This is a genomic window from Reyranella sp. (assembly GCF_965279465.1).
Taxonomy (GTDB): Bacteria; Pseudomonadota; Alphaproteobacteria; order Reyranellales; family Reyranellaceae; genus Reyranella.
Genome location: NZ_OZ257242.1, coordinates 308,982 through 333,510, shown reverse-complemented (window position 1 = coordinate 333,510; position 24,529 = coordinate 308,982). Strand labels below are relative to the sequence as shown.

At 66.1% G+C, this 24,529-nt stretch carries 22 protein-coding genes; 16 read left to right on the top strand and 6 right to left on the bottom strand.

The window, feature by feature from the left end; genetic code table 11:
• Window positions 1–10 precede the first annotated feature (10 nt).
• The 7 genes from ACQY8M_RS01605 to ACQY8M_RS01575 all read left to right on the top strand — a co-directional run bounded on the left by ACQY8M_RS01605 (window position 11) and on the right by ACQY8M_RS01575 (window position 7,628).
• Window positions 11–1,510, top strand: a complete 1,500-nt coding sequence (locus ACQY8M_RS01605) for an exopolysaccharide biosynthesis polyprenyl glycosylphosphotransferase (protein ID WP_428668735.1) — start codon at window positions 11–13, stop codon at window positions 1,508–1,510.
• Entirely contained in the window at window positions 1,510–2,601 is a 1,092-nt protein-coding gene (locus ACQY8M_RS01600) for a glycosyltransferase family 4 protein (RefSeq protein WP_428668734.1), read from the top strand. The genes ACQY8M_RS01605 and ACQY8M_RS01600 overlap by 1 nt, the downstream gene beginning before the upstream one ends.
• A complete protein-coding gene (locus tag ACQY8M_RS01595; protein ID WP_428668733.1) occupies window positions 2,598–3,908 on the top strand; it encodes a hypothetical protein in 1,311 nt (436 codons plus the stop codon). Before ACQY8M_RS01600 ends, ACQY8M_RS01595 begins: the two co-directional genes overlap by 4 nt.
• Before the next feature lie 16 nt (window positions 3,909–3,924).
• Complete coding sequence (locus ACQY8M_RS01590; protein ID WP_428668732.1) at window positions 3,925–5,232, top strand: O-antigen polymerase; 1,308 nt, start codon at window positions 3,925–3,927, stop codon at window positions 5,230–5,232.
• Between the two features lie 23 nt (window positions 5,233–5,255).
• Window positions 5,256–6,398, top strand: a complete 1,143-nt coding sequence (locus ACQY8M_RS01585; RefSeq protein ID WP_428668731.1) for a glycosyltransferase — start codon at window positions 5,256–5,258, stop codon at window positions 6,396–6,398.
• Window positions 6,399–6,510: 112 nt separating this feature from the next.
• Window positions 6,511–7,062, top strand: coding sequence for a phosphatase PAP2 family protein (locus ACQY8M_RS01580; protein WP_428668730.1), 552 nt, complete (start codon window positions 6,511–6,513; stop codon window positions 7,060–7,062).
• 29 nt (window positions 7,063–7,091) lie between these two features.
• Window positions 7,092–7,628, top strand: a complete 537-nt coding sequence (locus ACQY8M_RS01575; protein WP_428668729.1) for a thermonuclease family protein — start codon at window positions 7,092–7,094, stop codon at window positions 7,626–7,628.
• Between the two features lie 4 nt (window positions 7,629–7,632).
• Here ACQY8M_RS01575 and ACQY8M_RS01570 read toward each other — a convergent pair whose 3' ends face one another.
• Window positions 7,633–8,574 carry a polysaccharide biosynthesis/export family protein gene (locus ACQY8M_RS01570; protein WP_428668728.1) on the bottom strand — a complete coding sequence of 314 codons (942 nt, stop codon included), beginning with the start codon at window positions 8,572–8,574 and terminating at the stop codon, window positions 7,633–7,635.
• 62 nt (window positions 8,575–8,636) lie between these two features.
• On the opposite strand from ACQY8M_RS01570, the gene ACQY8M_RS01565 reads away from it, so the two are divergent.
• Window positions 8,637–9,971: a GumC family protein gene (locus tag ACQY8M_RS01565; RefSeq protein ID WP_428668727.1), complete on the top strand. Its 1,335-nt coding sequence runs from the start codon at window positions 8,637–8,639 to the stop codon at window positions 9,969–9,971.
• Between the two features lie 112 nt (window positions 9,972–10,083).
• Here ACQY8M_RS01565 and ACQY8M_RS01560 read toward each other — a convergent pair whose 3' ends face one another.
• Window positions 10,084–10,848 (bottom strand): SDR family oxidoreductase, encoded by a 765-nt coding sequence (locus tag ACQY8M_RS01560; protein WP_428668726.1) that lies wholly within the window; start codon window positions 10,846–10,848, stop codon window positions 10,084–10,086.
• 64 nt (window positions 10,849–10,912) lie between these two features.
• Between ACQY8M_RS01560 and ACQY8M_RS01555 the strand changes: the two genes are divergently transcribed.
• From ACQY8M_RS01555 to ACQY8M_RS01525, 7 genes are all read left to right on the top strand, one after another.
• Window positions 10,913–11,623, top strand: a complete 711-nt coding sequence (locus tag ACQY8M_RS01555) for a glycerophosphodiester phosphodiesterase family protein (protein WP_428668725.1) — start codon at window positions 10,913–10,915, stop codon at window positions 11,621–11,623.
• Window positions 11,624–11,739: 116 nt separating this feature from the next.
• A complete protein-coding gene (gene ugpB / locus ACQY8M_RS01550; protein WP_428668724.1) occupies window positions 11,740–13,056 on the top strand; it encodes a sn-glycerol-3-phosphate ABC transporter substrate-binding protein UgpB in 1,317 nt (438 codons plus the stop codon).
• Window positions 13,057–13,203: 147 nt separating this feature from the next.
• Window positions 13,204–14,085 carry a sn-glycerol-3-phosphate ABC transporter permease UgpA gene (gene ugpA / locus ACQY8M_RS01545; protein WP_428668723.1) on the top strand — a complete coding sequence of 294 codons (882 nt, stop codon included), beginning with the start codon at window positions 13,204–13,206 and terminating at the stop codon, window positions 14,083–14,085.
• Complete coding sequence (gene ugpE, locus ACQY8M_RS01540; RefSeq protein WP_428668722.1) at window positions 14,085–14,936, top strand: sn-glycerol-3-phosphate ABC transporter permease UgpE; 852 nt, start codon at window positions 14,085–14,087, stop codon at window positions 14,934–14,936. Before ugpA ends, ugpE begins: the two co-directional genes overlap by 1 nt.
• A 4-nt stretch (window positions 14,937–14,940) precedes the next feature.
• Window positions 14,941–16,032 (top strand): sn-glycerol-3-phosphate import ATP-binding protein UgpC, encoded by a 1,092-nt coding sequence (locus tag ACQY8M_RS01535; protein ID WP_428668721.1) that lies wholly within the window; start codon window positions 14,941–14,943, stop codon window positions 16,030–16,032.
• Window positions 16,033–16,207: 175 nt separating this feature from the next.
• Window positions 16,208–17,350 (top strand): patatin-like phospholipase family protein, encoded by a 1,143-nt coding sequence (locus ACQY8M_RS01530; RefSeq protein ID WP_428668720.1) that lies wholly within the window; start codon window positions 16,208–16,210, stop codon window positions 17,348–17,350.
• Window positions 17,351–17,376: 26 nt separating this feature from the next.
• Window positions 17,377–18,066: a potassium channel family protein gene (locus ACQY8M_RS01525; RefSeq protein ID WP_428668719.1), complete on the top strand. Its 690-nt coding sequence runs from the start codon at window positions 17,377–17,379 to the stop codon at window positions 18,064–18,066.
• A gap of 37 nt (window positions 18,067–18,103) precedes the next feature.
• Here the strand turns inward: ACQY8M_RS01525 and ACQY8M_RS01520 are convergent, their stop codons facing one another.
• Window positions 18,104–19,270 (bottom strand): hypothetical protein, encoded by a 1,167-nt coding sequence (locus ACQY8M_RS01520; protein WP_428668718.1) that lies wholly within the window; start codon window positions 19,268–19,270, stop codon window positions 18,104–18,106.
• Between the two features lie 388 nt (window positions 19,271–19,658).
• Between ACQY8M_RS01520 and ACQY8M_RS01515 the strand changes: the two genes are divergently transcribed.
• Complete coding sequence (locus tag ACQY8M_RS01515) at window positions 19,659–20,537, top strand: DUF3616 domain-containing protein (RefSeq protein WP_428668717.1); 879 nt, start codon at window positions 19,659–19,661, stop codon at window positions 20,535–20,537.
• 46 nt (window positions 20,538–20,583) lie between these two features.
• Here the strand turns inward: ACQY8M_RS01515 and ACQY8M_RS01510 are convergent, their stop codons facing one another.
• From ACQY8M_RS01510 to ACQY8M_RS01500, 3 genes are read right to left on the bottom strand one after another with little or no spacing between them, the layout of a single operon-like run.
• A complete protein-coding gene (locus ACQY8M_RS01510; RefSeq protein WP_428668716.1) occupies window positions 20,584–21,666 on the bottom strand; it encodes a DUF3500 domain-containing protein in 1,083 nt (360 codons plus the stop codon).
• A 12-nt stretch (window positions 21,667–21,678) separates the two neighbouring features.
• Complete coding sequence (locus ACQY8M_RS01505) at window positions 21,679–22,314, bottom strand: thioredoxin family protein (RefSeq protein WP_428668715.1); 636 nt, start codon at window positions 22,312–22,314, stop codon at window positions 21,679–21,681.
• Between the two features lie 9 nt (window positions 22,315–22,323).
• A complete protein-coding gene (locus ACQY8M_RS01500) occupies window positions 22,324–24,450 on the bottom strand; it encodes a protein-disulfide reductase DsbD family protein (RefSeq protein WP_428668714.1) in 2,127 nt (708 codons plus the stop codon).
• Between the last annotated feature and the right edge of the window lie 79 nt (window positions 24,451–24,529).

The window sequence follows — 24,529 nt, the reverse complement described above, 5'->3', positions numbered from 1 at the left end:
GTGGGGGCGCATGAGAGCTTCCGATCATCTGCTGATGGACGAAGACGCCGAGGAAACGGGCATTTTCCACGATTTTGCCGCCGTGGTGGGCTCGGAGCGCTTCTCGCCTTATGTATTCGTCCTCGTCTTCGGCGCATTATTTTGCATCATCGATACCGCTGCGGTGATCGGAGCGGGCTTGGTCTCGGGCGAGCTTGCGCGGTACGCCGGCCTCGAGGCGTCGATCAGCCAACCCGTCATCTTCGGACTGGCGGCCGCCTTCCTGATCCTGGCCTGGGTGCTGCGGATCTATCCTCGCCGGCGCGCGGCGCTGGAAGGCGGCGAAATCGGTCCCGTCGTCCGGCTTCTCGGCGGCCTTTTCGCGGGTGCGCTGGCGACCCGATTTGGCGAGCATGGCCTATCGTTTGTGGAACTCGGCGTATGGGCGGCCTGGCTGGTCGCGGCTACCGCCACCGCCAAGATCTGCCGGCTTCTCGTCGCCAGTGTCGTTCGTCACAACGTCGGCGCCGCCTATCTGCAACGTCCTACCGTCGTGGTGGGCAACAACGCGGCGGCCCTTGCACTGGCGCGAGGCGTCGCTTCCGATGAGTCGAGCCCCTATCGGCTGGTTGGCTTCTTCGATGACGGCCAGGGCCGCGACGGGCCGTTGACCGGTGTCCTTCCCTATATCGGTACGCTGGATGCCGTCGCGGCCTTTGCCGAGACTTATGAGGAGCTGGACGTCTTTCTGGCCGTCCCCTGGACCGCCGGGTCGCGCATCCTGCAGCTCGTCGAGCTGTTGCGCTTCATGCCGGCCACCATCCGCCTGATCCCCGACCTGCCAGCCTTCGCGGCCCTGGATGCCCGCGGTGCCGCGGCGGCGGCCAAGCTGACGCCGGTCTTGCAGACGCCGCCTCTGCCACCGTACCAGCGGATGGTAAAGGCGGGGACGGATCTCGGGCTGGGAACGATTGTCCTCGTGCTCCTGACGCCGATCCTGCTCGGCACTGCGCTCGCCATCAAGCTCGACAGTCCCGGGCCGGTCATTTTCCGCCAGCCCCGGCGCGGCCAGTTCGGCCGGCTGTTCAGCATCTACAAGTTCCGGTCGTTGCACACCGCGAAGGCGGATACGAACGCCGACACCCTGGTCACCAAGGGCGATCCGCGGGTGACGAGGGTCGGACGCATCATCCGCAAGTACTCGATCGACGAGCTGCCGCAGATCATCAATGTGCTGAAGGGCGACATGTCGCTGGTCGGGCCGCGGCCGCACGCCATCATGGCGAAAGCCGACGGCAAGCTGTACGGCGACGTGGTGCCCAACTATTCGCTCCGCTATCGCGTGAAGCCGGGCATGACCGGCTGGGCGCAGATCAACGGCTGGCGCGGCGAGACGGACACCGAGGAGAAGCTGCGCAAGCGCGTCGAGTTCGATTTCTACTACATCTCCCACTGGTCCTGGCGCCTCGACCTGAAGATCCTGTGCCGTACCCTGCCGGCCATGCTGTTCCCTTCCGCCGGCAACTCTTGATGACGCGGATCTTCGTCAACGGACGCTTTTTCACGCAACGGCAGACGGGTGTTCAGCGCATGGCCCTGGAAACCGTCCGCGCCATCGATGGCTTGCTCGGGGCGGAAGCGTGCCGCGGCCTGGAGGTGACGCTGCTCGCCCCAGGCGGCGCGACAGTGCCGGCTTTCGAGCATATCGCGGTCCGCAAAGGCGGTCTGTTCAGTGGCGGCTATGGCTGGGAGCAACTCGACCTGCCGCGTCTTGCATTCGGCGGTGTGCTTCTGAATCTTTGCAATCTGGGACCCGTCACCAAGCACCGCCAGGTCGTGGTCGTGCACGACGCGACGCCCCGTGTCATGCCGCAGGCGTTCTCGCGCTCATTCAGGCTGACCTATCGCGTGCTGGTGCCGCTGCTCGGTTTCATTGCCGCCCGGTTGGTCACCATCTCGGAGTTCTCCCGCCGGGAGATCACCCGGTGGTATGGCATTCCGGGCACGCGGATGGCGATCTGCGCGGAAGGCGGCGAGCATATCCTGCGGCAGCCGGCTGATCGCGGGGTGGTGCAGAAGAACGGTCTCGAAGGCCGGCGATTTTTCCTGGCGGTGGGCGTGGGCAGTCGCAACAAGAACACTGAGCTGGTCGCGGCGGCCTTCGAGCGTGCAGGATTGACCGATGTCGATCTCGTGATGACCGGCGCGCGTGAGCGCCGCGTGCATCAGGGGGCGGATGATCGGACGTTCGCCTCCGACGTGATCCATTATGTCGGACATGTCTCCGATGCCGAGTTGCGCGCCCTGTACGAGCATGCGCTCGCGCTCGTCTATCCTTCGCGCTACGAGGGCTTCGGCCTTCCACCCCTGGAGGCCATGACCTGCGGCTGCCCGGTGGTGATCAGCGATCAGCCCGCCCTGCTGGAGATTGCCGGCAACAGCGAGGCCGTACTGGTCACCGGCATGGATGACGTCGACGGGCTGGCCCGGAAGATGGTCCAGCTGGCGGAGGATGCCGACCTGCGCCGGCGCCTGTCCGAGCGTGGCCGCGCGCATGCGGCGCGCTTCACCTGGAAGAACACGGCCGCCGGCCTGCTGAAGCTCTGCAGGGAAGCGGCGTGACGAGCAAAATCAGGGGGAAGGTGCCGGTTTATGCGGTGCTGCGGGCCGCGACCGCCGGCGGCGCGCTCGCCAGCGGATTCGTCCAGACCTATGTCTTTGCCCGCGTACTCAGCCCGGAGCAGTTCTCGATCTACATCGTGATTGGCAGCCTCGGCGTGTCGCTGTGGCTGTTCGATCTCGGCGTGGCGAAAGTGCTGTTCGTCCAGTTGCGCGAGGCATTTCTCAAGGGCCGTGTGGGACCTGGTGCCGAGGGCGAAAAGTTGCCGGTGCAGGCGGCCGGCATTGCGCTGATCTACGCCATCGTTGTCGGTGCGGGCGCGCTGCTGTGCTTCGCTGTTGTCGCGGCCGGCACGAGCCGAGGCTCTCTCGAGGCGACCCACGAGGCTCTGCTCTTTACCTATACCGCCCTCAACCTGGTCTGGTTCGTGCTGCGCAACGTGAGCGTTGCCGGCGATCAGTTCATCTTCTTCGAGAGCCTCGATGCAGTGCGCAGGATCGGCCATATCAGCCTGATCTTCTGCCTCTTCCTGCCGATCTCGTTCCTGTCGTTCATGCTCTGGAGCAATCTGCTCTGGGCTGTTCTGTTCGTCGTCCTGCTGGCCCGCCTCGGTCGCCTCGGCCTCCTCCGCTGGGAAGCGGGTCGGATGGCGCAGACGTCGGCTGCCTTCTTCCGGCGTCATCGCTCGGCTCTGTGGAGCAGCGGCCGCTATGCGCTTGGCGAGATGTACATCTACACTTTCCCGTCGCTGCTCGTGCCGGCCTTGCATGGGCTGGGCGGACCGACGATCGTCTTCGACACCGTCTTCAAGGTGTTCCGCGGCGCCACCGTCGTCTTCTCCGCCGCCTGCGATCTGCTGGTGCCGATGCAGACCCGGGCGTTCGCCGCCGGCGACACCGCCGGCCTGCGAAAGCGCACATTGCAGGCTCTCATCGCGGGCCTAATTCCGGCAATTTGCCTCAGCTTGATCCTGGCGGTCGCCGGCGAGCGGCTGTTCGGCATTCTGCTCGGGAGCGCGGCGCAGGTGCCGCCGGCCTTCAACTACGTCCTGATCGTTCTTGTGTTCGCCAATCTCGTGCAGACCGTGTCGAACTTCGTTCTCGTCCATACCGGATTCTTCAGGCCGATCGGCCGGCTGGCGACCGGCGTGGCGCTCCTCATGACCGTTGTCGCGGCGCTCGACGCACTACTGCATCTCAGCCTTCTGGGTTTTGCCGTGCTCTATACCGCGGCGTACGTGAGCGGAGCCATTCTCTACGTCGTCCTGGCCGCGCGCTATCCGCTGGCCGGGCACCGGCCGCACGGCTGAGCGGGCGAGGCCGCCGATGTACGACGCACCTTGGCTGCCCGTCGAGCGCATCGGCACGCTGAACTGGTTGATCCTCGCCGTCGGCGCGATCGCCTTTATTGTCTTCTGGTGCCTCGACTACCGGCGCTGGGGCGCCTTGTCGTTCGCGGGCTTCCTGTTCGGCTTCCAGTATTTTCTCAAGATCGTCGTGCTGTATCCGTTCGCGTGGTCGGACAACAACATCGTCGCCGTGGGCCAGTCCTTCAACGGCATCGTGGAGCACCTGGATCTGGCGCTCTACCTGACAGCCGGCGGCGTGACGGCGATGCTCTGTGGGCTAGGCTTGGGTGCTGCGATGCTGTCGCGACCGCCGGTCCTGTGCAGCCTCGTCTATCGTAGCGTCGTGCAGGGATGGTGCGGCAGCGGAGCGGCCGCCGTCTCCATCGGCATCGTGCTCGGCCTGACAGGCCTGCTGTTCGCCCTCGGCTTCCAGCCGTTCGTGGCGCGTTCCCTGGTATTCGAACGGCCCGAGCTACGGCCGTTCTACAATCTCTGGAGCCAGATCGTGCCGCTGTGCGCCGCCGGCCTCGTGGTCTACGGTGCCGGCTGGAGCCGTCCGGGCGTCGTGGCGCTGGGAATCGGCATTGCCCTGCTGGGGATCCTCGGCGGCAATCGCACGGTTGCGATTCTCACGCTGATCCAGGTGGCGGTCATCCTGGCCATGCCTCGCCGCTTTCGGAACCTGCTGGTCGTGGCCGGCGGGGCGCTGGCGCTTGCGTCGGCGGCGGTCTTCACGACCTTGTTGCGCGGAGACGGCGCCGCGTCGAGCAATGCCCTCGGTACCTTCTTCTTCGGCAATGAGCTGACCGACATGCGCGACTTCGCCTGGATCCTGAGCGGTCTGGACGATGGGCAATGGCTATGGGGCAAGACCTACATCGCGGGCTATCTCTCCTTCATTCCAACCTACCTGATGCCGTTCCGCGAGACCTTTGCGTTCGGTCGGGTGAGCCCGCTGCTTGCCGGCCTCGACCCCACGCATCACAGCGGCCTGCGTACCCCGATCTTTGGCGAGATGTACGTGAACTTCGGCCTCCCGGGCCTGCTGATCGGCGGCTTCCTCTACGGCCTGGCCGTGGGGCGCGTGCTACGCTGGATCTCGGAATCGCTGGAGGCGCCGGTCGAGGACCGCCCGGTTCCCGAGGCGGTGGTCTGGACCGGCTTCCTGATGCTGCAGATCATCGACGCCTTCGTCTTCACGCCGGCGTTCTTCGGCGTCTATATCATCGTTGGCTGGCTCTTCCTGGGGCAGTTCATGGCGCAGTTGGGGCGGCGGCTCGCATGACGGCTCTTCGGCCGCAGCAGCCCATGCGCATCCTCCATGTCGTGGAAGCGGCGTCGACCGGCGTGGCGCGCCACATACTGGACCTGGCGGAGGGAACAGTGCGCGCAGGCCATTCGCCCGTCGTGATCTATTCGCCATTGCGCGAGGACGACCTGTTCCGGGCCGGGCGGGCGCGGCTGAAGGACGTCGGCTTCCACGCCGTGCCGATGCGGCGCGCGCCTGGCCCGTGGGATATCTCTCCGACGTTGCAGGTGCGCCGGCTTGTGGCTCAGACCGGGCCGTACGACGTGATCCATGGGCATTCGTCGAAGGGCGGCATGCTGGCCCGGCTCGCGGGGATCGGCAACGACGGCGCCGTCGTCTATACGCCGCACGCCATCTCGACCCAGGATCCATTGTTGGGCGGGGCGAAGCGTCTGCTCTACGGGGTCGGCGAGAAGGCCCTGGCGCGGCTGACTGATCGGATCATCGCGGTCTCGTCCGCCGAGTGCGAGCACATCGCAAGCCTCGGCATCCCGCGGACGAAGCTCGTCGTGATCCCGAACGGCGTGGCCGCCATGGCCGGGCCGACGCGCCGGGAGGCACGAGCGGCCCTGGGACTTGCCGACGACATCCTTGCCATCGGCTTCGTCGGCGGGCTCCGCCGCCAGAAGGCCATCGACGTCCTGATCGCCGCCTTCGCCCCGGTCGCCAAGGCCAATGCGAAGGCGCGGCTGGTGGTGATCGGCGAGGGCGAAGAGGGCGCGACGGCACGCCAGCAGGCCGAGCGCCTCGGCTGTGCCCGGCAGGTGAGCTGGCTCGGGGCGGTCGATGCGCTGCCGTGCTATCCGGCGTTCGACCTGTTTGCCCAGCCGAGCCGTTACGAAGGGTTCAGCTACGCGGTGCTGGAAGCCGCCAGCCACGGCGTTGCCGTGCTCACGACCGATGTCGGCGGCAGTCGCGAGGCCATCAGCGACGGCGTCAGCGGCCTGATCGTGCCGCCGAACGCACCGGAGGCCTTCGCCGCGGCCCTTGCAGCCTTGGCCGCCGACCCGCAGCGGCTCGCCGCGATGGGCCGGGCCGCCCGCGAGGGGATGGTCGCCGTGGATGGGCGTCAGCGCATGGTCGACGCCACCCTGGCGCTCTATGGCGGCCTGTTGATATCACGGGCAGAAGTGCGGAAATGAGCGCACACTTTCCGCAGGCCGCATAGTAGCGTCGCCTGCGTTCGCCGCCCGTCGGTGGCGACGACCCGGCGGCTGCATGTGTTGTTCCGTGTCCCCTGCGTCGGATTGGCCGATGCTGAGCATGCTCAGCCTGTCGGCCGATATCGGCTTTGCCGCATCGCTGATCATGCTGGCGCTGGTCATGCTGGCGGCGCGCGGGCATCTGCGCATCGCCCTGTGCTGGGGCAGCGGCATGTTGCTGGGCCTCGGCACGGTCCTGATCATCAAGCGGTCGATGCCCTATGAGCCGGACTGGTCGCAGTTCCCCAGCGGTCACGTTGCCCTCGCGGTGACGTTCCATGGCGGCCTGGCCCTCGTCCTGCTCCGCCAGGAGTTGCCTCCGACGCCATGGCGGCCGTTGTTCTTCCTTGCGATACTGGGCGCCATCGCCTTGGCCCAGGGTATCTCGCGCGTGGTCCTGACCGAGCACGACTGGATCGATGTGGCGGGTGGCTTCCTTGTCGGCGTCGGCGGCCTGACAGTGGCCGGCAATCCCTGGGCCTGGGAGCCGATCGGCCGGGAAGACCGGCTCTGGGTGGGCGGTGCGCTGCTGGTGGCGTTGCCGTTCAGCTGGCTTCTCTATCCGCATCTCAACCCCTGGATACGGCACATCGTCGGAGTTTGAGGATGAAGAGCATTTGCCGGACCTTGCTGATGCTGATCGGACTGACCGTCGCTGCTGCCTGGCCGCCGGTGAGCATGGCGCAGTCTCCGGCGATCTATGCGCCAACCCTCAGCGTCCCGAGCCCGGTGGTGAGCAGGCCCGAAGAGACGACGCCCCCGAAGGTCACCGAGAAAGTGATCGTCAATCCGGGCGAGGTCTCCGGGCGCGCGCAAGTCGTGAGCGGCGACACGTTGCGGATCAAGCAGGTGACTTACCGGCTGTGGGGCATCGCGGCGCCGCCGATGAACGAATTCGGCGGCTACACCGCCATGCAGGGCCTGGCGGCGCTGATCGGCAGCCAGACGGTGATCTGTGCGCCCAGGAAGGGTGTTTTCCGCGGCGGGCTTCAGGCCGCGCAATGCCGCGTCGCAGGCGGTCGCGACCTCGCGGCGGACCTGGTGAGACGGGGGTTTGCGCGCGATTGTCCGCGCCAGTCGGGAGCCACCTTCGCATCGATCGAGCGGACTGCCGTCGTCGACGTCGCCGGGGGCTACAAGCTTCCGGACGAGTGTCTCGCGCCTTACTGACCGCTCAGAAATAGTTCTGCTGCTTGCCGAGCGTGTAGATGAAGCTGCGCTGGAACGGGATCATCCGGGTCACGAACTGGTCCATGAACTGGTTTAGCTCGGCGATCGTCGATTTCGGCACGAACACCACGTCGGAAGACTGCAGCGGTACATCGTTCTCCGAGCCGCGGATGAAATTCGTGAGATCGACGGTGCGCATCATCGGCTGGCCGTCCCTGCTGCGACGGATGAGCACGACCTTGCTCATGCGCGCCGTGTCCAGCGAACCATTGCCGTTGGCAACGATGACGGCTTCCATGAGACCGGTACGGCCCTGCAGCGTGTAGACGCCGGGCTTGCTGACCTCGCCGCCGACGAAAATGCGTTGGGAGACGTAGTTGCGGATGGCAACCTGTACGCGCGGTGAACGAAGATCGTGGCTGAAGCGGCTATCCAGCTCGGCCGTCAGATCCGCGACCGTCCGGCCCTCGGCCCGGACCTCGCCGATCAGCGGCAGGGTGAAGCGGCCGTCGGGTCCAACCGTGACGCGATCGCTGAATTCGGCATTGTACGGCAGCTTGACCTCGATCTCGTCGCCGACACCGACCGTGTATTCGGTCTTCTCCTCGCTCCAGGGCACAAATTGTGCTGGGTTGGTTTTGCCGGCCTGCATCGAGGTCTGTCCGCAACCGGCGAGCAGCGCGCTGAAGACGAAAAGGAGCAGGACGTATTGCAGTTGAGACTTCGGCTTCATCCGTTCGATGTCTGATTTCTTCGCCAATTTGCCCGATGCCTGGAAGGCGAGCCAGCGTTCAGGTGCACATTTGTGAGTACTGGTGTAAAATTCGATCAGGGCCCCGAACCTTAGGCCTCGAAGGTCCATTGCGCACTGACTCGTGAGTCGACGAATTGGTAGATACGAACAGTTCCGCGTCAAGCACTGCCTCTCGGCGAGTGGGAATTTCATACAGCGCTCTGACCTTCCGGGACATCCTCCGAATCGTTCGCCGCCACCATCGGCTCATGCTCGTGACGGTCGTCGCGTGCCTTCTGGCGGCCGTCGTCGTCACGCTCCTGATGAAGCCGGTCTACCAGTCCGACTCGGTGATCGTCGTGAAGTTCGGTCGCGAATTCATCTATCGGTCCGAAGTCGGCGAGGCGGCCAACCAGCCGGTGCCGACCTCGGCCAGCACCGAGGAGCTGCTCAATACGCTCGTGCAGCTGCTGCAGAGCCGCGACATTGTCCGCGCAACGTTGGCCGCTGTGGGAGCAGAGCGGCTGTACCCCGACCTGCGCTTGCCGGACGGGCAGCCGGATCTCACCAAGGCAACGGAGCGGTTCAGCCGGTCGTTCTCCGCCCGGCCCCTGCGCACCTCCAACGTGGTGCAGCTGTCCTTCCAGCATTCCGATCCGGCACTGGCGGAGAGCACTCTCGCCACCCTGATCCAAATCTTCCGGGATCGCTCGCTCAGCATCTACGCCAATTCCCAGACCGAGTTCTTCAAGCAGCAGAGTGAGCTCGCCCAGGGCCGGATGGTTGCCGCGGCCGACAAGCTGGCGGACTTCCGCACGCGCTATGGCGCGCTGGCCTACGAGAACGGCTTGCCCCTGTTGCTGCAGCAATGGTCCGACCTCTCGGCTCTCGTGGCACGGACCGATGCCGACCTGGCCGCGGTCGCCGATCGTGTGACGAATCTCCGCAAGCAGGCTCAGACGACGCCGGCGGAGATCACCGCGCATGTCGACAAGGAGCCGAGCCGTGTCGTCGATGATGCGCGCACCAAATTGCTCAACCTGCGGCTTCGCGAGCAGGAGCTGCTGGTTCAGTTTGCAGACGACAGCCCGCCGCTGAAACAGGTGCGCGCCGAGATCAGGCTGGCCGACCAGTTCCTTCGTCAGCTGAGCACGGAGTTCTCGGGCACCGTGCGCCAGGCGCGCAACCCCGCGCTGATGTTGGTCGAGCAGGAGCTGGTGCGGACCGATGCAGACCGGGCATCGATGGCGGCGCGCCTGGCGACCCTGCGCGAGGAACTGGGCAAGCTCGATGGCCAGATCGCAACCGTCTCCAAGCAGGATCCCGAACGCTGGTCGCTCGAGCGCGCCGTCGATACCGCGCGGGCCGAGGTGAAGCAGATCACCGTCCGGCTGGAGCAGTCCCGTCTGCTCGACGCGTTGAACGAAAATCGCATCGGCAACATCGCGATCATCCAGGCGCCGTCGATGCCGGACGTGCGCGAGCCGACGCGCCCGCGCTGGAGCGTCAATCTTGGCCTTGGACTCGCCATCGGCCTGGTGCTCAGCGCCGTCCTCGCGGTTCTATCGGAATTGCGGGCGGCATTCGCCCGGCGGTCCGAGGTGGGCTAAAGCACGGCCTCATGCTCTTCCGGACCGCGAGCCTCTGGCTCGCTCATGATCATGAGCGAGCCAGAGGCTCGCGGCCCGGAAGAGCATGAAAAGTCTCCGCTCCGGTGCTGGCTTACGCGAGATAGGTCGCCGAGACTCCGCCGTCCACGACCAGCGTATGGCCGTTGACATAGGAGGCGGCGGGGGAGGCCAGGAACAGGGCAGCCCCGGCGATTTCATCCGGCCGGGCCCAGCGTTTGGCCGGGCAGCGCTCGCGCTGTCGTTCTCCCATCGGCGAAACCATCAGCTTGGCGTTGGTCTCGGTGCCGAAGAAGCCGGGAGACAGGGCGTTGGTGGTAATCCCCGTGGCTCCGAGCTCGGCCGCCAGAGCCCGAGCCAGGGCCGCCAGCCCGCCCTTGGCGGCGATATAGGAGGAAGCGCCGGGGACCGCGAGCTGGCCGGCGATTGAGCTCACCAGGATCAGCCGGCCCCAGCCCTGCTTGATCATGTCCGGCACCACCAGCCGTATCAGGGCATGGGCGGCCGACAGGTCGACATCGATCAGCCGGGCGAAATCCTCGGGCTCGATCTCGGCGAAGGGCCGGCGGTCGCGCTCGCCGACATTGTGGATCAGCACGTCGATCGGCCCCGAATCCGCGAGCGCCTGGCGCATGGCCGGCCGGTCGGCCATGTCGAACACCACCGAGTCGGCGGCGAAACCTGCGTCGCGAAGCTCGGCGACCCGCGGAGCCAGCCGATCGGCCGCTCGGCCATGCAGCAGGACGCGGGCGCCGGCTTCGGCCAGGGCTCGCGCCATCTCCCAGCCCAGGCCGCGGCCGGAACCGGTGACCAGGGCCGTCCGGCCGCCGAGGCGGAATTGATCGGGAAACGTCGACATGAGGCAGGCCGCTCGTCTATTGCACCACTCACCTTAACCGCCCGAGTAAGCGTTGGATCGGCAAATGCTGCAACTGCCCAAAGTCATCGGTCACCGTGGGGCGATGGCCTATGCACCCGAGAACACCCTGGCGTCCTTCCATGAGGCCCGTCGCCGCGGCGCCGGCTGGGTCGAGATCGACGTCAAGCTGACGGCCGACGCCGTGCCCATCCTGATGCACGACCCCTCCCTTGCACGGACGATGGGGATCGATCGGCTGGTGGCCGAGACGCCGCGTGCCGAGCTCCCCCAGGAGGTGCCGACCTTCGAGGAGGCGATCGATTGCTTCCGAGCGCTGGGCCTGGGCTGCAATGTCGAGATCAAGCCTTGTGAAGGGCGCGAGGCCGAGACGGCGCGGGTCGCGGTCGAGACGCTGCGGCGCTGCTGGCCGGCCGTGTTGCCTGCACCGCTGCTGTCGAGCTTCAAGGACGCCTCGCTGCTGGCGGCCTTCCAGGCCGCGCCGGAATTCGCGCGGGCACTGCTGATCGGCGCGCTGGACGATGATTGGCAGGTCCGCGCCGAAGCGGTCTCGGCGGCGGGAATCAACACGGACGGCAAGCTGCTGACCGCGCCGCGGGCGGTCGAGGTCCGCAAGGCCGGCTACGCCCTCAGCGTCTACACGATCAACGACGGCGATGTCGCGCGGGCCCTGGTTGGCATGGGCGTCGACTGCGTCATCACCGACGCGCCCGATGTGATCCTGCAGGCCCTGGGCGATAGAGCGCCACAGATTTAAGGGGTTGCGTGTGGGGACAGTCTTGATGGAGTGTAACCGGAATGAAATAAAACAGACACAGTGAAGTCGTGCGGCCCACGGATATATCCGGGGTTCTCTTGGGAGGTCTTCAGATCATGTCACGTATCCTGCTGTCGTCCGTCGCTGCGGTGGCAATGCTCGCCAGCGGCCACGGAGCCGTCGCGCAGACCGAGATCCAGTGGTGGCACGCCATGGGCGGCAACCTGGGCGATGCCGTCAACGCCTTGGCCGACCAGTTCAACAAGTCCCAGACTGAATACAAGGTCGCGCCGGTCTACAAGGGCTCCTACACGGAGACCCTTACTGCCGCGATCGCCGCCTTCCGCGCCAAGCAGGCGCCGCATATTGTGCAGGTCTTCGAGGTCGGCACCGCCAACATGATGGCCGCCAAGGGCGCGGTTTACCCGGTCTACCAAGTGATGGCCGACGCCAAGGAGCCGTTCGATCCCAAGGCGTTCATTGGCCCCGTCTACGGCTATTACTCGACGACCGACGGCAAGCTGCTGTCGATGCCGTTCAATTCCTCGACCCCCGTCTTCTACTGGAACAAGGAAATGTTCTCGAAGGCGGGCCTCGATCCGAACACGCCCCCCAAGACGTGGAATGAAGTCGGCGACGCGGCCGCGAAGATCGTGGCGTCCGGAGGCAAGTGCGGCTTCACCCCGCAATGGCAGACCTGGACGATGATCGAGAACTACGGCGCCTGGCACAATCTGCCGTACGCGACCAAGGCCAACGGCTTCGGCGGCACCGACATCGAGCTCAAGTTCAACGACGAGCCGCGGGTCAAGTTCATCCAGATGCTGGCCGACTGGGGCAAGGACAAGCGCTTCGTCTATGGCGGCCGCGAGGGCAAGTCGACGGCGCTGGTGACCGGCGGCGAGTGCGCCATGCACATCGCCTCGTCGGGCTCGGCCTCGGCGATCGAAGCAGCGCTCGGCAAGGACAAGGTAGGCATCGCCATGATGCCGTACTCGCCCGAAGTGAAGGCCGAGCCGCAGAATTCGATCATCGGCGGCGCCACCCTGTGGGTCCTGCAGGGCCGTCCGGCGGCCGAGTACAAGGGGGTCGCGAAGTTCCTGACCTTCCTCTCCAGTCCCGAGGTTCAGGCGCAATGGCACCAGAAGACCGGTTACGTGCCGATCACGCTGGCCGCCGCCAAGCTCACCGAGGACGCCGGCTTCTACAAGAACAACCCTGGCCGCGACATCGCCGTGAAGGAGCTCACGCTGCACGAGCCGACCGAAAATTCGAAGGGTCTGCGCATCGGCAACTTCGTGCAGATTCGCGACGTGGTCGACGAGGAGCTGGAAAACGTGTGGTCCGGCAAGAAGGACGCGAAGACCGCGCTCGACGAAGCGGTGAAGCGCGGTAACGAGCTCCTGCGCAAGTTCGAAGCGGCGAACAAGTAGAGAGAACCGAGGCCCTCTCATATTCCTCTCCTCCGCCAGGGGGAGAGGCTAGGTGAGGGGGCGTCCAAGGCCATGCGCAATCCCCTCACTCCACCTCTCCCCCTAGCGGGGGAGAGGAGTCCGACGAAGTCTCTTATCGGCTGACGTATGGAAAAGCGCGTCACCTTCAACGAACGTTGGCTGCCCTACCTGCTCGTGGCGCCACAAATCGTCATTACGGTAGTCTTCTTCTTCTGGCCGACCGGCCAGGCGATCTTCCAATCGGTGATCACCGAGGACGCATTCGGCGGCAACACCAAGTTCGTCTGGTTCGAAAATTTCGCCCACCTGCTGAACGACTCGTCCTACTACGACTCGGTCCGCATCACTGTGGTGTTCAGCTTCCTGGTGGCGACGCTGGGGCTGGCGATCTCGCTGCTGCTGGCGGTGATGGCCGATCGCATCATCCGCGGCGCGTCGACCTACAAGTCGATCCTGGTGTGGCCCTATGCGGTGGCACCGGCCGTCGCCGGTGTGGTGTTCGGCTTTCTATTCAACCCCTCGGTCGGCACGGTGTCGTGGATGCTCAAGGGCATCGGCATCGACTTCAACTACGTCACCAACGGCAATCAGGCACTTATCCTTGTCGTCATCGTCGCGATCTGGAACCAGGTCAGCTACAATTTCCTGTTCTTCCTCGCGGGCCTGCAGTCCATTCCCAAATCGCTGATCGAGGCGGCGGCGATCGACGGCGCGGGGCCCGGCCGGCGGTTCTGGGACATAGCCTTCCCGCTGCTCTCGCCGACCGGGTTCTTCCTCCTGGTCATCAACGTCAACTATGCCTTCTTCGGCACCTTCGGCGTGATCGCCTCGCTCACCCAGGGCGGGCCGGGCCAAGCCACCAATATCCTGGTCTACAAGGTCTACAACGACGGCTTCCGCGGCCAGGATCTCGGCGGCTCCTCGGCCCAGTCGGTCATCCTGATGGCCATCGTGATCCTGCTGACCTTCATCCAGTTCCGCTTCATCGAACGACGGGTGCACTACTGATGGTCGAGAATCGGCCCTTCGTGACCTTCCTCAGTCACCTCGTGGTAATCCTCGGCGTCGTCATCATTGCTTTCCCGGTATGGATGACCTTCGTTGCCGCCACCCACGATCAGGATACCATGCTGCGTCAACCGGTGCCGATCTGGCCCGGCACCCATTTGTTCGAGAACATCGTGACCGTGCTTACCGAGGGCTACAAGAGTCGTCCCGGCAGCGTCCCGCTTATCGTCACGCTGACGAATAGCATGGTGATGGCGCTCGGCGTGGCGATCGGCAAGATCGTCATCTCGATCGTCTCGGCCTTTGCCATCGTCTATTTCAGGTTTCCGCTGCGAATGACCTTCTTCTGGGCGATCTTCGTGACGCTCATGCTGCCGGTCGAGGTGCGTATCGTGCCGACCTACGGCGTCGTCGCCAGCCTGGGCATGCTCGACTCCTACTCGGGGCTGATCATTCCGCTGATCGCCTCTGCGACCGCGACGTTCCTGTTCCGGCAGTTCTTCCTCAGCGTACCGGACGAGCTGGCCGAGGCCGCCCGGGTCGACGGCGCCTCGCCGATGCGCTTCTTCTGGGACATCCTGCTGCCGATGAGCCGCACCTCGATCGCGGCGCTGTTCGTGATCCAGTTCATCTATGGCTGGAACCAGTATCTTTGGCCGCTGCTGATCACGACCAAGGAGAGCTTCTACACCGTGGTGATGACGGTCTCGCGCCAGGCCAACGTGGTCGATGCGGTGCCGGCGTGGAACCTGCTGATGGCGATGGCGCTGCTCGCCATGCTGCCGCCGGTGCTGGTCGTGGCGTTCATGCAGCGCCAGTTCGTGCGCGGCCTTGTCGAGACGGAGAAGTAGGGCCATGGCGCAAGTCCATATGCGCGGCGTGAAGAAGACCTACGACAACAAGGTCGAGGTGATCCACGGCATCGACATGGAGATCGCCGACGGCGAATTCGTTGTCATCGTCGGGCCTTCGGGCTGCGGCAAGTCCACCCTGCTGCGCATGGTGGCCGGGCTCGAGCGAATCACCGGCGGCCAAATTGCAATCGGTGATCGTGTCGTGAACGAGCTGGAGCCCAAGGACCGCGACATCGCCATGGTGTTCCAGAACTATGCGCTCTATCCGCACATGAGCGTGTATCGGAACATGGCGTATGGCCTGAAGATGCGAAAGCTGGCCAAGGACGATATCGACCGCCGCGTGCGCAAGGCGGCCAAGACGCTCGAGCTCGAGCAGCTGCTCGAGCGCTTGCCGCGCCAGCTCTCGGGCGGTCAGCGTCAGCGGGTCGCGATGGGCCGCGCCATCGTGCGCGAGCCGGCCGTCTTTCTCTTCGACGAGCCGCTCTCCAATCTCGACGCCAAGCTACGTGTCCAGATGCGGCTCGAGATCAAGCGTCTGCAACGCGAGCTTGCCGTCACCTCGATCTACGTCACCCACGATCAGGTCGAGGCGATGACCTTGGCCGACCGCCTGATCGTCATGAATGCCGGCGTCGCCGACCAGATCGGCACGCCGATGGACGTCTATGACCGACCCGCCTCGGTGTTCGTGGCGGGCTTCATCGGCTCGCCGGCGATGAACTTCCTTGCAGCCAAGGTTGCCCCCGGCAGCCGGAGCGTGGAGCTGGCAAGTCCCGGCCCCCAGCCCGTGACCCTGCCGCTCGCGGCGGCCACCAGTGCGCCTGCCGGCACGCCGGTCGCGCTCGGCCTGCGGCCCGAGCACCTGCTGTCGTCGAGCGACGGGCCGCTCGAGTTCCAGATCGAGATGGCCGAGCCGCTCGGCGCCGACACGCTGCTGCACGGTCGCTTCGGCGATGCGCGCGAGCTGGTCACGGTGCGCGAGGGTGGCCACGTCAAGGCTCAGCCCGGCGAGAAGCGGCGCTTCTCGATCGGTGCGACGCGGCTGCATCTTTTCGACTCGCAGACCGGGCGGCGGATCGCCGACGCCTGACGGGCAGGGCCTGCTCAAGGCTCCGTAACAGCAGTCCGCATCTCCTCCAGTTCATCTTGTTCGGACCGCACGGCATCGCTGCGAGCGCCGTCTGCTAGCGGCGTCCAGAGCCTTGATGTAATTGTGATCGCGTGTCGGTAGCGTGACGCGATCCGATGGGAAGCGGGGGGAAGCGATGTCCAGGCTCAAGATCGCGATCGCCTGTCAAGGCGGCGGCAGCCAGACCGCCTTCACCGCCGGGGCGTTGAAGACGCTGTGCCAGGCCAGGATCGACAACGAGTTCGAGGTCGTCGGCATCAGCGGCACGTCGGGCGGCGCGGTGTGCGCGACCCTGCTGTGGTACGCCTTCATGAAGGGCGAGCGGCCGGTGTGGGGCCGCATGATGGAATTCTGGAAAGAGAATACCGCCCAGGGCGTGGTCGAGAACGCGATCAACCGCATGATCGTCGAATCGATTCGCATGGTGAATACCGGCATGCTGCCGACGCTCCAGATCAGCCCGTCGTCGCCGGTCATGCAGTCGATGACGCAGTTCATGACGGCCGGCCAGCGAAAGGGTTTCGGTGATTTCCGCGGGCTTCTGGAAACCCACATCGACTTCGCCGAGATCGCGTCCTGGGGCCCGCGGCCGGAACGTCCCGTGCTGATCCTGGGCGCGGCCAACGTGACCAGCGGCGCGCTCGCGAAGTTCGTCTCCAGCCGCGAGGCGATCAAGGTCGAGCACATCCTGGCGTCGTGCGCCGTGCCGAGCATCTTCCCCGCGGTGCAGATCGGCACCGACGCCTACTGGGACGGGTTGTTCTCCGACAATCCACCGGTCGAGGAGCTGATCCGGCCCCGGTCGATGGGCGAGCAGAACGTCCCCGACGAGATCTGGCTGATCAAGATAAACCCGACCGCGCGGCTGAGCGTGCCGATCAAGCCGGGCGAGATCATCGACCGCCGCAACCAGCTCGAGGGCAACATCTCGCTGTTCCAGCAGCTTGGCCATCTCGATCTGATCAACGACATGATCCTGGCCGACGCCTTCCGGCCGGAATTCCTCGCCCGGTTCGACATCAAGGGGCCAGTGCGCATACCCAAGTCGTTCCACACCGACCCCGACAAGCCGTACCATATCCCGTGCATCGAGATGCCGATCGAGCTCCAGGACCTGCTCGACTACGAGGGCAAGATCGATCGCGGCCCCGACAACATCAACCGCCTGATCGCCGAGGGCGAGAAGGCGGCAACCCGCTTCCTCGCGGAACGTGCCGCGGCCGTTGCCGCCTCGCCGCTCGGCCAGGGCCAGACCGCCGGGCAGCAGGCCGGATCGTAGCAGCAGTGGGGCTCGACAGGGCGACCATGCCGCGCCGACGCCTGCTGCGCCGCATCGCCTGGCTGCGCCGCAACCGCTGCAGCGCGCTGTTGGGCGCGCTGATCGTGTTCATCCTGATCCATCCGCTGCTCGTCGAGTCAGCGGTCGGTGCCTCGTTCCTCGCGCTCGGGACGCTTGGCATCCTCGTGCTCGGCCTGTGGGCGCTGCATGCGCGCCGTCGCACGCTGCTGCTCGTCGGCATCCTGGCGCTGCTCACCTTCCACGGCATCGCGGCCGACCGGATGGGCGAGCAGCATTGGCTACGACCGGCGACACTCTTGGCGACGGCAACGTTCATGGGCTCGATCACGGCGGCGCTGCTCTACTACGTGCTCGATTGGCAGCCGATCACCAACGACAAGGTGTTCGGCGCGGTGGCGGCCTACGTGCTGATCGCCTTCACCTTCGCCTGCGTGTTCGGGCTGCTGCAGCAGGTCCAGCCCGATGCCTTCTACGCGGGCGCCGTGCATGCACCCGACGAGCGGCTCGACTGGGCGGCTATGATGTACTTCTCTTTCACGGTGCTGACCTCGACCGGCTTCGGTGAGATCACGCCGGTCACCGGCATGGCGCGCGCGCTGATCGTGGTCGAGCAGGTCCTGGGCGTGATGTACGTCGCGTTCCTGATCGCGCGGCTGGCGAATCGTTACGGAACGCGGGGGCAGCGGTCGGAGTGAGAGAGCGGTTCTGAGCCGGGCTCGACGAGCGTCGTGCTCACAACGTCGGGTCGCCCAGCTCGAAGCCCATCAGGACGCGTCCGTGGGTCGAGCCGTTGACGTCCCAGTTCTGGGTGAAGTGACGGCCGGCGACGCTCATGTCGCGATAGATGCGCGACATCGGATTGTCGCTGTAGATGCTGCTGCTGGCGCCGGCGTCCCACAGCAACTCGACGGCGCGGCTCGCCAGGCGTCCGGCGAACGCGGCGTGCGAGCGGAACTTCGCGCGCTGCTCGTCGCCCGGCAGGCCGTTGCGGGCGGCGATGCCGCCGGCTTCGTCGCAGATCGCCAGCAGGAGCTGCCGCGCGGCAGCGAGCGCTGCCGAGGCTTCCGCCACCTTGACCTGCTGCGTGGGATAGCCGCCGACCTTCTGGCGCGACACCAGCGCGACCCGGCTGCGCGCGCCGTCGAGATAGAGCTCGAGGCCGGCCTCGGCGATGCCGAGCACGGCGGCGCTGATATAGACCCCGAAGAGGCAGTAGCTCGGCGTGCGATAGAGCGGGCTCGTGTTGATGGTGTTGCCGGGCGAGGCGCCGCCCTTGAGGTGGGTGATCGACAGGGTGCGATGCTCGGGCACGAAGAGGTCGGCGACGGTGACGTCGTTGCTCGCCGAACCCTTGAGGCCGACCGCGTGCCAGGTATCGACGATCTCGACCTGGTCGCGCGGCAGGGCGAAGTAGCGGTGCGTGTCCGCGCCGCCACCGTCGACCAGGGCGGCGAACAGGCACCAGTCGCTGGTGTTGACGCCGCTCATCAGGGGCCAGCGGCCAGACAGCACGTAGCCGCCCTCGGTGCTGCGCGCGCGGCCGCAGGCGGGGATGAAGATGCCGCTCACGAAGCGCGTCGGGTCATCGCCCCATATGTCGTGCTGGCCCTGGTCGGGCCAGTGCGACAGCATGAAGTTGTGCGTGATGTGCTGCACCATGCACCAGGCAGTCGAGCCGCAGCCGCGTCCCACGGCGGCCAGCGCCTCGACCCCGCTCGCCAGGTCGGCCTCGCAGCCGCCGAACCGCGCCGGCTGGAACAGCCGTGCGGTGCCGGCCGATTTCAGGTCGGTCACGCTCGCCGGCAGCATCTCGCGCAGCTCGTCGACGGCGGCTGCGCGCTCGCGGAGGACCGGGATGAGCGCCTCGGTCCGTGCGACCACTTCGCGTGAGCTCAGCATGAAACTCCCTCGGTGCTGGAACGACGGGGCAAAACGCAAGAATCGCGCCGCGACGCGAGGACGGATGGGAGATCGGCCGTGCAATGACCTCTATTGGGTTGTATGAAGGTGAGTTATGCTCGTATAGAGAGACTGGCGAGGTGCCATGACATCGGCGTACGGCGCGCCTGCGCGGGAGGTTTCCATGCCCTGGCTTTCCCCCTACTGGTCAATTCGGCTGAGCATGATGCTTTGCATCGGAGCCGCCCTCTCGCCGGCATGGTGCGGCACGGCGCTGGCTGAGAAGTGGAAGGTCGAGGATGGGATCCTCGGTAAGGACGGCAAGCATTCGCGCGATGTGAGCGGCATTGCGTGCACGACGTCGACCGGGCTGCCGCGGCATTGCCTGGTGATCGACGACAATTTGCAGGCGGGCCAATTCGTCACCGTCAAGGAGGGAAAGATCGAGCCTGGCGACGTCGTCCCATTGATCGACAATTTCTACGGCGACAAAAAGCTGGAGCTGGACGGGGAAGGCGTGGCCTTTTTCGGAGACTCGTTCTACGTCGTCGGCTCCCGCGGCCATCCCAGGCGCGACAGCGATGATGGCGCGCCCGGGTCCGGGGACAGGATCAAGGCCAAGGTTGCCGCGGCCAGCCAGATCGTTCGTATTCGCCTCAGGGAACCGATCGGCAACAAGCTGTCGATGAATGACGTGCTCGAGATCAGGCGCACCGGCAAGCTGCGCGAATTCATCGCCGCCGACGAGACGCTCCGCAAATACATGGACCAACCTCTCGAACGTCGTGCCGACGGCGCGGGCAACGGCATCACCATCGAAGGGGTCGCGATCTTGAACGGTCGGCTGTATGTGGGATTCCGCGGCCCATCGATCGATAGCCGGGGCGCACCCATCCTGTCTGTGCCGCTGGCGACATTGTTCGGAGAGGGACGCGACGGGGCCGAGCTCAAGGTCGTCAAGCTGCGCGATGGGCGCGGGGTGCGCGATCTCGTGGCCTATGGAAAGGGTCTGCTGGTCCTTGCCGGGCCGACGGGGGACGAAGCAGGGCAATATGACGTTCACTGGTGGGATGGCCACGGCGTCGAGATGCAGTCTCTGGGAGACATCACCGAGGAGGCGCATGCCAAGAAGACGAGCAAGCCGGAAGGCCTCCTGCCTCTCGACGTAACGTCAGGACGACTGCGGCTGCTGATCCTGTCCGACGGTGACGACGCCAAGGATGGCGAGCCGCGCGAGGTGCTGGTCAAGGTCCCGAAGCAGGGGTGATGCAGGAAAACAGCGTGGTTCCGGGCGCAGGAGCCTGACCGGCTTGCTACCGATGCCGGTCGCGACGGTAGTGCTCCGCCAACGCATCGTTGCCGAAATCGGCCGTGAGGTCGCGCCATACCGAGTGGATGTGGTTGGCGTTGTTCTGCGTGTTGTCGTGCTCGATGAGCGTGACCGGCCCATGCACCCGGAAGTAATGCGCCTGGCCTGGTGCGAGCGGCCCGGCCCAGGCGAACCGGAAGCGGCCGAGTTCCTGTTCGATCACCCGCTGCTTCTGCGCCGCAGCGAGATCGGGCGCTAGCGCACCGACGAAGCGGTCGATCAGCGCCTCGACGAGATTGCGCGCCGTGCCGTCCATCGCCGAAAGAGCGAGGCCGGCCGGCTGCGCGAGGTCGCGCTCGCGGCCCGGACTGGCGACGATCTCGCCGAAGGAGCGCTCGGCAATGATTGCGCTGCGCCGTTGCTCTTCCGTGAGTGAGGCCATGAGCTGCCGCGCCAGATCCTCCGCAGGCCCGAGGGGGCGCAGGCCCTTGTGCGGACCGTCGCGCACCGTCGCTGGATGTGAGCCGATGAAGAACGGCGTCGCGCTGACATGCCCTGCTGCCGGCAATGCCACGTTCAGCGACAGGTGATGGCCCTCCAGCCGCCAGCCCCATGGGAAACGCCCGGGTGTGCCGAAGATCGAAACATAGTAGCGGTCAGGATCGCGGAACGAGCCCTGCTGCTCGCGCAGCACGCCTTCGACAATGCGCACGTTCTCGACCGCCTGCAGCCCGCGCTCGTTCAGCACCGTGGCGAACAGCGCCTGCGCCGTCTCGCGCTGCGCCGGCTTCATCTCGCCCAGGCTCAGGCCCCGCCGGCTGCGCGGGATATAATGCCAGTCGAGGCGATTGCCCGAGTCGAAGGCAATCACCGCCTGCTTGCGCTGAGCGTCGTCCAGTCCGGCGAGGAAGCGGTTGGCTGCGTCGGCGATGCGCTGCGCCGCGTCGACCGTCTGCGCATTGGCGCCGCCGAACGGCAGGAAGGTCGCTGCGGCAAGCACCATCCGGCGTTTCGGATGGCGCATTCCATGGTGATGATGCGCGTGCCCGTGCGGATGATCGTGCGGATGCCAGCCGTCATGCGGCATCGCACAATCTCCTTAGGCGGCGTTGTTGCCGTACTTCAGCGAGCAGCCGTAGGGTCGGGTCGAGGCCTCGGTCACCGGCTTGCCGGCCAGCACCTGGTCGAGCGCGACGCGGACATACTGCGTCGCCTTCGGCACGTCGGCCACGTTCGACGACGGGATCGAATCGATGCCGCCCTTATAGACCAGCGTGCCCGAGGCATCGATGACGTACATGTGCGGTGTCACCGTCGCGCCGTAGGCCCGCGCGATCTTGCTTTGCGGGTCGAGCAGGAAGGCCGCCGGCGCGGCGTTGCGCGTCCGGGTGAGTTCGTTGGCTTCCGCGGCTGTCACGAAGCCCTGCTCGCCCGGCGCGGAGGAGGCGACGGTCAGCCACACCACGCCCTTGGCCGCAGCCTCGCGCTGCTGCGTCTGCATGTTGGCGGAGCTGTAGTGCTTGCGGACGTACGGGCAGTCCTGGTTCGAGGTCTCGAGCACCACCACCTTGCCCTTGAGCTCGGCGAGCGACCACACCTTGCCGTTGCTGTCCGGCGCGCTGAAGGCGGGCGCCGGCTTGCCGACATCGCTTGCGGCGAAGGCGGATACCGGTGCAAGGGCCACGGCGGCACTGCCCAGCAGCAACGCACGACGCTGCACGATGATCTTCGACATGCTTGTCTCCTATCGCTTGGTTTGCAGTTCCGAGATGATTGCCGCTTCGGTCAGGACCTGCGGCAGAATTTTGGGGCGCTCGGCGCCCGGAGCCCAGTAAAGGTACAGCGGCACGCCCGCGCGACCCAGCTCTTTCAGCAGGGATGTAATCTCGGGATCGCGATTCGTCCAATCGCCCTTGAGTTTTACGGTGCCAGTCTGTTCAAACGCGCGGCGGGTGGCGGGTGTTTCGAGAGCGACCCGCTCGTTGACCAGGCAGGTGATGCACCAGGCGGCGGTGAAATCGACGAACACCGGCTTGCCGGCGGCGGCCGCCTCGGTCATGCGCGCGCGCGAGAAGCGCTCCCAGCCTTCGAAGCTGACGCCTGTCGACGGCCCGCCTGAGGCGGAGGCCGCGGTGGCGGGGCCGTCCTGCAATTTCAGCACGGCGCCGAAGGCCAGCAGCACTGCTGCCGCCGCGAGGCCGCGCCGCAGCCACGCGCCGAGCGTGCCGGCGCTGCCGAGCCGCAGCAGCCAGAGCGCGAAGGCGATCAGGATCATGCCGCCCAGGGCGTAAATCACGCCGTCTGGGCCGGTCTGCTGGGTCAGCACCCAGATCATCCAGACCGCCGAGGCCCACATCGGGAAGGCGAGAAACTGGCGCAGCCGGTCCATCCACGCGCCCGGCCGCGGCATGAGCCGCTGCAGGGCCGGGGTCATCGAGAGTGCGAGATAGGGGAGGGCGAGGCCGAGGCCCATCGCCAGCAGCACCGCCACGGTCTGCGGCGCAGGCTGGCTGAGCGCAAAGCCGAGCGCGGCCGCCATGAAGGGGGCGGTGCAGGGCGTCGCCACGACAACCGCCAGCACGCCGGTGAAGAAGGCGCCGGTCGCGCCGCTTTTCGCCGCCAGTCCCTGGCCCACGCCGGTGAATCTGCCGCCGATCTCGAACACGCCGGCGAGGTTGAGGCCGACCACGAAGAACAGATAGGCGACCAGCAGCGAGAAGATGGGCGACTGGAACTGGAAACCCCAGTTGACCTCGCCGACGCTGGCGCGGATCGCGATCACCGCGGCGGCCATCGCGCCGAAGGCGACCAGCACGCCGGCGGTATAGGCGACGCCGTCGCGCCGCATCGCGCTGCGCTCATGGCCGGCGAGGCGCGCCAAGGCCGCCGCCTTCATCGCCAGCACCGGGAAGACGCAGGGCATCAGGTTCAAGATCAGGCCGCCCAGCAGCGCGAACAGCAGCGCCTGGACGAGCGTGAGACTTTCGCCTTCGTTCGAGGCGGTGAGCGGCGCTGCACTCGGCACGAAGGCGGGATCGAGCCTGGCGACCATGTCGAAGGCCTGCCGCTGCTCGCCGTCGCCGGTCTTCTCGGTCAGCACCAGCGTGCCGGCGATCGACTGCGCCGCCGCCGTCGCCTTGGCGTCGCCTTTCTTGAGCGGGATGCGGATGCCCTCGGCGGTCACGCTGGCCTTCTGGCTGGCCATGCTCGCGACCGGACCCCATTCGGCGGGGAAGAAGTAGACACTGCGGATCGTGTCGGGCTTCAGTCCCTTGGCATCCACTACCAGGGTCGGATCGCCCGACTTGGAGAGGCCGAAGCGCGCCGGCCACGGGCTGTCCGTCGGCACGACCCGGCGCGCCTTGTCGAACAGCGCACGGGTGGTGGCATCCGCTGGCCTGGCCGCCGGCCCGACCGGCAGTTCGAGCGCGAACTTGCCTTCCTCGGGGATGCAGACATCGTCGCACACCAGCCAGTTGGCATCGGCCTTGAGCGCCAGCGTTCCGGTGAGATCGGCCGGCGGGGTGATCTTCACCAGCAGCAGGATGTCGTCCTGGAAGCCGTAGTTGATGACGCCGCTGACATCGATCAGCGTCGGCGCCGGCCAGACGATCGGGTCGGCCTTGGTTCCGGCCGGCAGATTCCAGGTGATCTCGGTCGGCAGGCCCGAATCGCCCGGGTTCTTCCAGTAGGTGTGCCAATGTGGCTTGATGGTCTGGCGCAGGGCGACCCAGAAGGGCTCGCCCGGCTTGACCTCGGAAACCTCGGACACGAGCTCTGCGCGCACATTGTCGGTCTTCACGACGGATTGCTGCGCGAACGCGGGTCCGGCGAGGCAAACGGCGAGCAGAAGGGCAAGCAAACGGTGCATGGTCACCGCCTTTAAGTGACCCTGCGTCTGGGTTCTGGCAAGCCAAACCGGATCAACGCGACGTGATAAGATGACCCTT

Coding starts and splice junctions, on each gene's coding strand:
- ACQY8M_RS01605 (WP_428668735.1), top strand. CDS start 11: ATGAGAGCTTCCGATCATCTGCTGATGGACGAAGACGCCGAGGAAACG.
- ACQY8M_RS01600 (WP_428668734.1), top strand. CDS start 1,510: ATGACGCGGATCTTCGTCAACGGACGCTTTTTCACGCAACGGCAGACG.
- ACQY8M_RS01590 (WP_428668732.1), top strand. CDS start 3,925: ATGTACGACGCACCTTGGCTGCCCGTCGAGCGCATCGGCACGCTGAAC.
- ACQY8M_RS01585 (WP_428668731.1), top strand. CDS start 5,256: ATGCGCATCCTCCATGTCGTGGAAGCGGCGTCGACCGGCGTGGCGCGC.
- ACQY8M_RS01580 (WP_428668730.1), top strand. CDS start 6,511: ATGCTGAGCATGCTCAGCCTGTCGGCCGATATCGGCTTTGCCGCATCG.
- ACQY8M_RS01575 (WP_428668729.1), top strand. CDS start 7,092: ATGCTGATCGGACTGACCGTCGCTGCTGCCTGGCCGCCGGTGAGCATG.
- ACQY8M_RS01570 (WP_428668728.1), bottom strand. CDS start 8,574: ATGAAATTCCCACTCGCCGAGAGGCAGTGCTTGACGCGGAACTGTTCG.
- ACQY8M_RS01560 (WP_428668726.1), bottom strand. CDS start 10,848: ATGTCGACGTTTCCCGATCAATTCCGCCTCGGCGGCCGGACGGCCCTG.
- ACQY8M_RS01555 (WP_428668725.1), top strand. CDS start 10,913: ATGCTGCAACTGCCCAAAGTCATCGGTCACCGTGGGGCGATGGCCTAT.
- ugpB (WP_428668724.1), top strand. CDS start 11,740: ATGTCACGTATCCTGCTGTCGTCCGTCGCTGCGGTGGCAATGCTCGCC.
- ugpA (WP_428668723.1), top strand. CDS start 13,204: ATGGAAAAGCGCGTCACCTTCAACGAACGTTGGCTGCCCTACCTGCTC.
- ugpE (WP_428668722.1), top strand. CDS start 14,085: ATGGTCGAGAATCGGCCCTTCGTGACCTTCCTCAGTCACCTCGTGGTA.
- ACQY8M_RS01535 (WP_428668721.1), top strand. CDS start 14,941: ATGGCGCAAGTCCATATGCGCGGCGTGAAGAAGACCTACGACAACAAG.
- ACQY8M_RS01530 (WP_428668720.1), top strand. CDS start 16,208: ATGTCCAGGCTCAAGATCGCGATCGCCTGTCAAGGCGGCGGCAGCCAG.
- ACQY8M_RS01525 (WP_428668719.1), top strand. CDS start 17,377: ATGCCGCGCCGACGCCTGCTGCGCCGCATCGCCTGGCTGCGCCGCAAC.
- ACQY8M_RS01520 (WP_428668718.1), bottom strand. CDS start 19,270: ATGCTGAGCTCACGCGAAGTGGTCGCACGGACCGAGGCGCTCATCCCG.
- ACQY8M_RS01510 (WP_428668716.1), bottom strand. CDS start 21,666: ATGCCGCATGACGGCTGGCATCCGCACGATCATCCGCACGGGCACGCG.
- ACQY8M_RS01505 (WP_428668715.1), bottom strand. CDS start 22,314: ATGTCGAAGATCATCGTGCAGCGTCGTGCGTTGCTGCTGGGCAGTGCC.
- ACQY8M_RS01500 (WP_428668714.1), bottom strand. CDS start 24,450: ATGCACCGTTTGCTTGCCCTTCTGCTCGCCGTTTGCCTCGCCGGACCC.